Below are 7,067 nucleotides of genomic sequence, written 5' to 3' on the forward strand. Positions count from 1 at the left end.
CCGGTCATTTCCGAAGCAGCAGCGTACCCCGCTCGGAGGGTACCGATCTTACCGGCAGCATCAAGCCAAGACGCGCGACCACCGCGTCCTGATCGTCGATCACGATCACGCCGGTGATCGGCATGCGGGCCAGCTCGGGGTCCGAAATCTCGATCTGGCGCACGAACTGGCGATTCAGATCGGCGACGACGTCGGCCAGGGGCTCGTTCCGATAGACCAGCCGCCCCGTGCGCCATCCGAACGCCTCGGCCGGGTCCACCGAAGCCAGCCGGCCCACGCCCACGGGGTCGATCCGCAGCCGCTGGCCCGGAGTCAGCACGAAGGCCCCCGCGCCCGGGGTGGCACCCGGCGAGACCTGCACCTTGCCCCGCGCCACGGTGACGCTGAGCACGCGGTCGCGGTTGCGGACGTCGAACTGGGTGCCCAGCACCCGCACCGTCCGGCCGGACGCCTCGACGACGAACGGCCGCTTCGGATCGTGGGCGACGTCGAAGATGGCCTCGCCGTCGGCCAGCACCACGTCGCGGCCTTTGCCGGAGTAGGTCACGCTGAGCCGGGACTCCGCATTGAGGTCGACCGCGGAACCATCCGGAAGCGCGATGCGGCGATGCTCGCCCTTGCCGGTCGCATAGACCTGCACGTCCGGTTGTCCGGAGACCTGGGGCAACACGGCGACGGTCAGCGCCGCTGCGGCCGCGAGGCCGCCGCCGACGATCCAGCGCCGGCGGACCATGCCCTGGCGCTGCGCCTGGCGCCGACCCAGCTCGGCCAGCTCCGAACGAACGGCCGGCGCGACGGTCTCGAACTCGTGCCAGACCGCTAAGGCCTCTCGATACGCCTCGACGTTGTCTGGGTGTGCGGCCAGCCAGGCCTCGAAGGCTTCGGCGTCGGCGGCGGTCAGGTCGTCGCGCTGCAGGCGCGCAAGCCAGGCGCCGGCGTCCGCCGCCGCCCCTTCCTGGCTGATCGTCCTGCCGCTCATGGCTCCACTGGCCCGCAATGCGCACGCTGCGCCGGGCAAGGTCGAAGACGGCGCCGCGCCCCGCCGACCCTAGGTCCCCGATGAATTTCATCCATCATGGCCGCAGACGCCGCGTGAGGTTGCGGACGGCGGCCTGGATGTGCTGCTCGACCATCTTCACCGAAACGCCCATGGCCTGGGCGGTCTGGGCCTGGGTCAGTCCTTCCAGCTTGTGCAGCCGGAAGGCGCGACCCATCTGCGGCGGCAACTCGGCCACCGCCTCCGCCAGCAGGCGGATGCGTTCCCGGGCGATCAGCGCTTCGTCCGCCGCAGGCTCGTCCGTCACGTCTTCGCCGGCGAGCATCGACCGCGTCTCCTGCCGCCAGCTGGCGTCTCGCCGGGCCGAGCGGTCACCGCTGCGCACGTGGTCCACGAGGACGTTCGCCGCCATGCGGAAGAGGAGACCCGCCGGCGCGCGGACCGCCGCTTCGTCGTCCAGCCCGTGGAGTTTCAGATAGAGCTCCTGGAGGAGGTCCTCGGCGGTCGCCATGCAACGCGTGCGGGCGGCCAGAAACAGGAGCAGCGCCTCGCGCTTCTCCAGGAACGCGCTGTAGAGCGGTCCTTCGTCTCCTACCCGATCCGTCGACCGCGGCGCCGCCAACCCCTGCCTCGTCGTTGCCGCCTTGCGGCGGGCGTATCCTTACCCGCCCGCATGGCGAAGGAACGACGTCTTGCCAAGCCTTTTCGCCGGGCGCCGCGCCGGTGGACGCGTCCGCCGAGGCGGGACGCATTCCCTCTCGCCTCGACACGCCTTAACCTCCGGGCCCGTGAGGACCCCGCAATGAGAGAGGACGACGACTCCTTCCGGGAGGCCTGGCTGCTCGATCCCGCGGGGGTGTGCTGAATTGGAGGCCCTCCGGGACCGCATCGCCGCAAACCTTGCGGGCTTCGGACGCATCGGAATCCCGCCCGAAGGCCGACGCCGCGCCGCCGTGGCCATCGTGCTCGCGCCCAGCGACCTGGGGCCAGCCTATCTGCTCACGCGCCGCGCCCTGCACCTGCGCCGGAACGCCGGCAACTACGCCCTGCCAGGGGGCGGCCTTGATCCGGGCGAGGACGCCATCGACGCCGCGCTGCGGGAAACCGACGAGGAAGTCGGCGTACGCCTGACCCGCACCGCCGCCCTGGGCCTGCTGGACGACTTCGTGACCCTCGGCGATCAGGTCGTGACGCCGGTGATCCTCTGGACGCCCGATCCCGTGGCGCTGTCGCCCGCCCCCGAGGAGGTGCATGCCGCCTGGTTCGTGCCGCTGTCCGACCTGGACCACCCCCGTGCGCCGCGCCGGGTCCGCAACCCGCACGGCCCGCCGCTCCTGCGCATGTACGCGCGCGGAAGCTGGATCAACGCCCCCACCGCCGCCTGGCTCTGGCAGTTCCGCGAAGTCTGCCTCCACGGCCGCCCCGCCCGCACCGACGCCATCGGCCAGCCCCACTGGACCGCGCGATAGGCCTCCGCGCGAGCGGGGGCTCTCTCATGCAACCCGCGGTTCCCTAAAAGTGGAGAATGCCGATCGTGTCCGGGGTCGATCGACGAAGGCGGCTACACGGGGACCTGAAAAGCCGCTATGCCGCCCGCGACTTTACGCAAGGAGACCGCCCATGCCGCTGGACGCCGGCGCCCCGCAGAAGACCTATCGCTGGGACGATCCCCTCGACCTCTCCTCGCGGCTCTCGGACGAAGAGCGGATGATCTGGGACGCGGCGCGCCAGTACGCCCGCGAGAAGCTGCTGCCCCGCGTGGTGTCGGCCTATGCCGAGGAACGGTTCGACCGCGAGATCATGACCGAGATGGGCGAACTGGGCTTCCTGGGCCCGACGCTGCCCGAGGAATACGGCTGCGCCGGCGTGAACCACGTGGCCTACGGCCTGATCGCGCGCGAGATCGAGGCGATCGATTCCGGCTACCGCTCGGCCATGAGCGTGCAGTCCTCGCTGGTCATGTATCCGATCTACGCCTTCGGTTCCGAGGAGCAGAAGCGCAAGTACCTGCCCGGCATGGCGGCGGGCCGGATCATCGGCTGCTTCGGCCTGACCGAGCCGGACGGCGGCTCCGACCCCGCCTCCATGCGCACGACGGCGAAGAAGGTCTCGGACGGCTACGTCCTGAACGGCGCCAAGATGTGGATCACCAACAGCCCGGTCAGCGACGTGGCGCTGGTGTGGGCCAAGCTGGACGGCAAGATCCGCGGTTTCCTGGTGGAACGGGGAGCCAGGGGCTTCGAGACGCCCAAGATCCAGAACAAGCTCTCCCTGCGCGCCTCGGTCACCGGCGAGATTTCGCTGGCGGACGTCCATGTGCCCGAAGACGCCATGCTGCCGAACGTCGAGGGTCTCCGCGGGCCGTTCTCGTGTCTGAACAAGGCCCGATACGGCATCGCATGGGGCGCGATGGGCGCGGCCGAATTCTGCCTTCACGCCAGTCGCGAATATGTCTCCAGTCGCAGCCTGTTCGGCCGCACGCTGGCCTCACGCCAGCTCGTGCAGAAGAAGCTGGCCGACATGTCTACCGAGATCGCGTTGGGCTTCGAGGGCGCGCTGGCCCTGGGCCGGCTGATCGACGAGGACGCCTGGGTCCCCGAGGCGATCTCGATGCTGAAGCGCAACAACTGCGGCAAGGCGTTGGATATCGCCCGCGTCGCGCGCGACATGCACGGCGGCAACGGCATCTCGGGCGAGTACCATGTGATGCGCCACGCCGCGAACCTGGAAACGGTGAACACCTACGAGGGGGCGCACGACGTCCATGCCCTCATCCTGGGCCGCGCCATCACGGGCGAAAGCGCATTTTGACGCACGCATCAGAATACAACTCAAATTTTACGGTTCTCTCGATAACCCTTCCGGCGCGCATCCGGGCCTGACGCCCGGACGCCCGGGGGAAACGCATGGTTCGGAAGAGCGCAGAAGGCGCCGCCGACAAGGCCGGGATGGTCCGCTGGCTGTTCCAGAACAGCCGTGACCTGATGCATGTCGCGGGACCGGACGGCCGGTTCCGAGTGGTCAACGCGGCGTGGTGCGAAATCACCGGCCTCAGCGAAGCCGCGCTGCTCGGCCGCCTGTGCCTGGATTTCTACCACCCCGACGACGTCCGCGACGTGCGGGGCCGCGCCCGGCGCGTGCGGCCCGGCGACGTCTCCGACTCCGAGATCCGCGTCGCCGACGGGCGCGGCGGCTGGCGCTGGTTCCGCGGCCGCCGCGAGGTGATGACCGACGGCAGCCATGTGGTCATGCTGCGCGACGACACCGCCGACCGCGCCTATCGGCAAGAGATCGAGGAAGGCCGCCGCACCCGCAAGATGCTGGGCGCCGCCGCGGGTATCGGCATCTGGTCCTTCGATCCCGTCGCCAACACCATCTGGTGGTCGGACGAACTCGTCGAGCTGGTGGGCTTCGATCGCGACGTCGTCTGGACGCCGGACCGCTTCTACGAGACGGTCCATCCGCAGGATCGGGCCAGCATGCGCGAGGCCCTGACCCGAGCCGTACAGGACGGCGAGAACGTGCGGCTCGAACACCGCATCCGCACGCCGCGCGGCTGGGCCGCCATGCGCGTGACCGTCCGCACCCAGAAGGTCGCCGAAGGCGTACACCGCCTCCAGGGCATCTCCGAGGACATCACCGAGCTGGCGGACGCCCGAGACCTGGCGCGGCGCGAGGAGCAGCGGGCCCGCCGCGCCCGTCGCGAGGTCCAGGCCAACGCCAGCCGCCTCAACCTCGCCCTCGAGGCGGCCGAGGCCGGCGTCTACGAGATCGACCACGTCCGGCGAACCTTCTGGTGTTCGCCCGAGTTCGAGCGCATCACCGGCCAGACGCACTCCAGCTACGAGGAGGCCGTCGATCTCCGCTATCCCGGCTTCCACCCCGACGACCTGCCTCACATCCGCGCCTCGTTCCGGGCGCTGCACCGCGGCGACAAGCGGTCGGGCGAAAGCTTCGAGGCGCGCATCATCCGTCCCGATGGAAGCGAGCGCTGGGTGCGCGTCTTCCACCACCTGGAGGTCGCCAAGAACGGTCGCTGGCTGAAGGCCGGGGGCCTGATCCAGGATTGCGACGCGCTCAAGCGTCAGGAGCTGGCGCTCGAGGAGGCGCGCGCCGCCGCGGAGGCCGCCGCCGAGGCCAAGGCCGCCTTCCTGGCCAACATGAGCCACGAGATCCGCACCCCCCTCAACGGCGTGATGGGCGTGCTGCACCTGCTGAAGGGCGAACGGCTGTCACGCGAAGGCCGGGCGCTGCTGTCCGAGGCGCTGTCCTGCGGCGGCATGCTGGCGGAACTGCTGAACGACGTGATCGACTTCTCCAAGATCGAGGCTGGTCGCCTCGAACTGTCCTGCGAACCGGTGAACCCCGCCGCCCTTGTGGACGGCGTCGTGCGCCTTCTGGACCCTCAGGCGCAAGCGAAGGGCCTGGAGGTGACCGTCCATAGCGCGCCCGGCCTGGGCTGGGTGATCTCGGACCCCATCCGCCTGCGCCAGGCGCTGTTCAACCTGATCGGCAACGCCGTGAAGTTCACCGAAGCCGGCCACGTCGTGGTCCGCATGCTGCGGCCCGAGCCGGGCTTGCTGCGCCTGGAGGTCGAGGACACCGGCGTCGGCATCCCGCCTGCGGCCCAGGCGCGCCTCTTCGAGCGATTCAACCAGGCCGACGCCTCGACCACCCGGCGCTTCGGCGGCTCCGGTCTGGGCCTCGCCATCACCCGCCGCCTCGCCGAGCTCATGCACGGCCGGGTCGGGTTCTCGTCGGTCGAAGGCGAGGGCTCCACGTTCTGGCTGGAGATTCAGGCCGAAGACGCCCAGGCGCCGGTCGAGGCCTCGGACGAGGTCCAGGCCGCCCTCGATGGCGTGCGGCTGCTGGTGGTCGAAGACAATCCCACCAACCGGCTGATCGCCACCCGGCTGCTGGAGAACCTGGGCGCCAGTGTCGAAACCGCCGCCGACGGCTATGCCGGCGTGGAGGCGGCCGGTCGCGGCGCCTTCGACCTGATCCTCATGGACATCCAGATGCCCGGCATCGACGGCCTGGAGGCGGCCCGCCGCATCCGCGCCCTGGGCGGCGCGCCGGCGGCGACCCCGATCGTGGCCCTGACCGCCAACGTCCTCGCCCATCAGCGACAGGCCTACCTCGACGCGGGCATGGACGGCGTGGTCGGCAAGCCTATCGCTCCGGGGTTGCTGCTGGCCGAGATCGCCGCGGCGGCCGGCCGGCGGGACGCGGCGGCGGACACCGGCTGCAGCGCCGCCGCGTGACGGCGGGCCGGACCCGCGCGCCGTTTCAGCCCCGCACGAAGTCGAGGAAGACCGGCGCGCAGTCGCCCAGGCGCTTCTCCTCGTACCGCGTCGTGACATGGTCGGCCGGCGGGACCCGCCAGTCGTCCGCGCGCGCGGCCGCCCAGGCGAAGGCCGGATGGGCCGTGAACAGCTCCAGCGCCTGGTCGGCATAGTCGGCCCAGTCGCTGGCGAAACGGAGCCTGCCGCCCGGTCGCAGGATGCGGGCGAGCTCGGCCACCATCGCGGGCTGGATCAGGCGGCGCTTGTTGTGGCGGGCCTTGGGCCAGGGATCGGGGAAGAGGATGAAGACCCGCGCCACGGCGCCGTCGGGCAGCCGCGCCGTCAGTTCACGGACGTCGCCGTCGTGAAGCCGCACATTGCGGAGGCCGTGCTCGTCGATGTGGCGGACCGCGCTGGCCACGCCGTTGGTGAAGGGTTCGGCGCCCAGGATCAGGACGTCCGGGCGCCGCGCGGCCTGGGCCGCCATGTGCTCGCCGCCGCCGAAACCGATCTCCAGCCAGGCCTCGGTCGCGGCCGGCATGAGGGCCTTCGGATCGACCGGGCCGGGCCGGATGCGCAGCTCAGGCAGGCGGGCTTCCACCAGCGCGGCCTGGCGCGGCTTGATCGGCCGCGACTTCAGGCGGCCGTAGGAGCGCAGCGGCGGATGGTCGGTCATGCGGGCTCTCTAGCACCTCCACGCCGCGTCATCCCGGTTTCGCGTCGCGAAGACCGGGACCCGGCCCCGGGGCCGCGCGTCGATGTCGCAGGAAGCGCGCGACATCGCC

Annotated in this window: 6 protein-coding genes; 3 read left to right on the forward strand and 3 right to left on the reverse strand. The window is 70.8% G+C overall.

Going from position 1 to position 7,067, the window contains the following annotated elements:
* Positions 1 to 4: 4 nt before the first annotated feature.
* Together WG212_RS01200 and WG212_RS01205 are read right to left on the reverse strand one after the other, a co-directional pair.
* Entirely contained in the window at positions 5 to 979 is a 975-nt protein-coding gene (locus WG212_RS01200; RefSeq protein WP_337185229.1) for a FecR domain-containing protein, read from the reverse strand.
* 94 nt (positions 980 to 1,073) lie between these two features.
* Positions 1,074 to 1,619 carry an RNA polymerase sigma factor gene (locus tag WG212_RS01205; RefSeq protein ID WP_337185230.1) on the reverse strand — a complete coding sequence of 182 codons (546 nt, stop codon included), beginning with the start codon at positions 1,617 to 1,619 and terminating at the stop codon, positions 1,074 to 1,076.
* Positions 1,620 to 1,863: 244 nt separating this feature from the next.
* On the opposite strand from WG212_RS01205, the gene WG212_RS01210 reads away from it, so the two are divergent.
* From WG212_RS01210 to WG212_RS01220, 3 genes are all read left to right on the forward strand, one after another.
* Positions 1,864 to 2,466, forward strand: a complete 603-nt coding sequence (locus tag WG212_RS01210; protein WP_337185231.1) for a CoA pyrophosphatase — start codon at positions 1,864 to 1,866, stop codon at positions 2,464 to 2,466.
* Between the two features lie 151 nt (positions 2,467 to 2,617).
* Positions 2,618 to 3,808: an acyl-CoA dehydrogenase gene (locus WG212_RS01215; protein WP_337185232.1), complete on the forward strand. Its 1,191-nt coding sequence runs from the start codon at positions 2,618 to 2,620 to the stop codon at positions 3,806 to 3,808.
* Positions 3,809 to 3,903: 95 nt separating this feature from the next.
* Positions 3,904 to 6,261 carry a PAS domain-containing protein gene (locus tag WG212_RS01220; protein ID WP_337185233.1) on the forward strand — a complete coding sequence of 786 codons (2,358 nt, stop codon included), beginning with the start codon at positions 3,904 to 3,906 and terminating at the stop codon, positions 6,259 to 6,261.
* A gap of 25 nt (positions 6,262 to 6,286) precedes the next feature.
* Here WG212_RS01220 and trmB read toward each other — a convergent pair whose 3' ends face one another.
* Positions 6,287 to 6,958, reverse strand: coding sequence for a tRNA (guanosine(46)-N7)-methyltransferase TrmB (gene trmB, locus WG212_RS01225; RefSeq protein ID WP_337185234.1), 672 nt, complete (start codon positions 6,956 to 6,958; stop codon positions 6,287 to 6,289).
* Positions 6,959 to 7,067 lie beyond the last annotated feature (109 nt).

The sequence above is a fragment of the Phenylobacterium sp. genome (genome assembly GCF_037189685.1).
GTDB lineage: Bacteria > Pseudomonadota > Alphaproteobacteria > Caulobacterales > Caulobacteraceae > Phenylobacterium.